This window comes from Prevotella sp. MGM2 (assembly GCF_002933955.1).
Lineage (GTDB): Bacteria > Bacteroidota > Bacteroidia > Bacteroidales > Bacteroidaceae > Alloprevotella.
The window spans coordinates 1-2,575 of sequence record NZ_BEWW01000082.1 but is presented as its reverse complement, the minus strand read 5'-3'; the positions used below and the strand labels follow the sequence as shown (position 1 = coordinate 2,575).

General features: G+C 54.3%; 2 protein-coding genes. Both read left to right on the top strand.

The features are described 5' to 3' along the window. The first annotated feature begins 20 nt into the window (after positions 1-20). Positions 21-2,051, top strand: coding sequence for a M13 family metallopeptidase (locus C5S62_RS01795; protein WP_104403811.1), 2,031 nt, complete (start codon positions 21-23; stop codon positions 2,049-2,051). 105 nt (positions 2,052-2,156) lie between these two features. Further along, the coding region (locus C5S62_RS01790) for a homoserine O-succinyltransferase (protein WP_145958207.1) at positions 2,157-2,575 on the top strand (419 nt) is incomplete at its 3' end.

Sequence of the window (2,575 nt, the reverse complement as noted above, 5' to 3'; positions counted from 1 at the left end):
GTATAAAAACAATTGGAAATATGCGATTAAAAAACATTTTAACCATGATCACATTTGCGGCCACCGCAACCATGGCAGCCCAATCCCCGCTGCCTTCAGGGCTGGACAAGAACAACATGAACCTTTCGGCAAAACCCGGAACCGACTTTTTCGAATACGCCGGCGGCGGATGGATGAAAGCCCATCCCCTTACGGCCGAATATGCCCGTTACGCCCAGTTTGACGCGTTGCAAGAGACTAACCGCAAGCAATTGCGCGAACTCATTGAAACCATGGCGACCCAGCAGGCTCCCCAAGGCTCGCTGCAACAGAAAATCGGCGGTCTCTATCGCCTAGCCATGGACAGTGTCCGCCGCAACGCCGAAGGATACGCCCCCATCAAGAATTATCTTGAAGCAATCGGCAACATCAAGAGCCGCAAGGAACTGCAATACGAAGTGGCACGTCTTTCCTCCAAAGGCGTCAGCAGTTTCTTCGGTTTCGGCTGCGACGCCGACCTCAAGGACTCCCGCTGGAATCTCATGCAAATCAACCAGGGTGGCATAGCCATGGGCGAACGCGACTACTATCTGGCCGATGACGAACCGACCCGAAAGATCCGAGAGGCTTACAAACAATACGTCAAGAAACTCTTCGTCATGACCGGAAAGGATGACGCCGCGGCCCAAAAAGCCATGGAAGGCGTGATGAACGTGGAAACACGCATCGCCAAGGAATCTTACAGTATGACAAAACTACGCGATGTGGAGGGCAACTACCACAAGATGACTTACGGCCAGCTGCTCAACGACTTTCCCGGCATCGACTGGAGCACGCTGTTTCTCCTCAACGGCGTGCCGGCGTTTGAGCACATCAGCGTCAACCAGCCTGAACCGATCCACGAGGTTGAGAAAATTCTCGCAGAAGTGCCGCTTGAGGACTTGAAGTCCTATCTGTATTTCTGCGTTGTTGACGATGCCACCGGCCTGCTCAGCGATGATTTTCGTGCCGCCAGTTTCGACTTTTACAGCCACACCATGAGTGGCGCCGAGCAGGACCGGCCGCGCTGGAAACGCGCAGTGGGAGCCGTTGAGGGCGCATTAGGCATGGCTGTCGGCAAGATGTACGTTGAAAAATATTTTCCCGAATCCTCCAAGCAGCGGATGCTCCAGCTTGTGAAAAACCTTCAGGAAGCCTTGGGACAGCGCATCGACAAGCAGGAATGGATGAGCGATGCCACCAAAAAACAGGCACACGAAAAGCTCAACTCCTTTTACGTGAAAATAGGCTATCCCGACACGTGGATGGACTATAGCGGTCTGGTTATCGACGAAAAGCTTTCTTACTACGAAAATATGGCACGTGCCTCACAGTTCATGAGCCGCTACTACATTGACAAGCGTGTCAACAAGCAGACCGACCGCACGGAGTGGCTCATGACACCGCAAACCATCAACGCCTATTACAATCCCACCACCAACGAAATCTGTTTCCCCGCCGGCATTCTCCAGCCGCCGTTCTTCAATGCCCAAGCCGACGACGCCTGCAACTACGGAGCCATTGGCGTTGTCATAGGGCACGAGATGACACACGGATTCGATGATCAGGGCAGCCAGTTTGACAAAGACGGCAACCTGCGCAACTGGTGGACGCCCGAGGACAATGAACAGTTCAAGGCACGCACCAAGGTGATGAAGGATTTCTTCGACAACATAGAAGTGCTCCCGGGCATGAAAGCCAACGGACAACTTACTTTGGGAGAAAACATTGCCGACCACGGTGGACTCAACATTGCCTACCAGGCGTTTAAAAACGCCACCAAGGCTCAGCCCTTGGGCAAGAAGGACGGCTTCACTCCCGAGCAGCGCTTCTTCCTCAGCTACGGACTGGTGTGGGCCAACAACACCCGCGAGGCCATGTTACGCCAGCTCAACAAAATAGACCCGCACTCCGCCGGTCGCTGGCGCGTCAACGGCGCCCTGCCCCATATCGACGCATGGTATGAGGCCTTCAATATCAAAAAGTCCGATCCGCTCTTCGTACCCAAGAAGAAGCGTGTGAACATTTGGTAACGAAACCAACCAACGGGCAGACAGGCCGGCGGACACTTCCGTCCATTCCACACGGCTTGCCTGCCCGTTTTTCTACACATTAATTTTTCTAGCTGAAACATCCGCATGCTTTATCTTCCGAAAGGCCTTCCGGCAGCCGATATTCTTACCTCTGAAGGTTACGATGTCGCCGTCTGCAACCGACATCCGGCCCACGCGCTTGCAGACGGAACCGCGCGCATCCTGCTCCTCAACCTGATGCCTGAAAAAGCCGTCACCGAACTCGACATAGCCCGCGTTCTGGCCCGAACCGGCCGTGACCTGACGCTCATTCCCATGAAAATAAGTGGACAGTCCTACAAAAACACGCCGCAATGCCACATGGATGCTTTTTACACCGACTTCGAGGCCCTGCAGGCGGAACGTTTCGACGGTCTCATCATCACCGGTGCCCCGGTGGAACACCTGCCCTTCGAACAAGTGCGCTACTGGCCGCAGCTATGCACTATTTTCGACTGGGCCGACACACATGTCACCTCTACGCT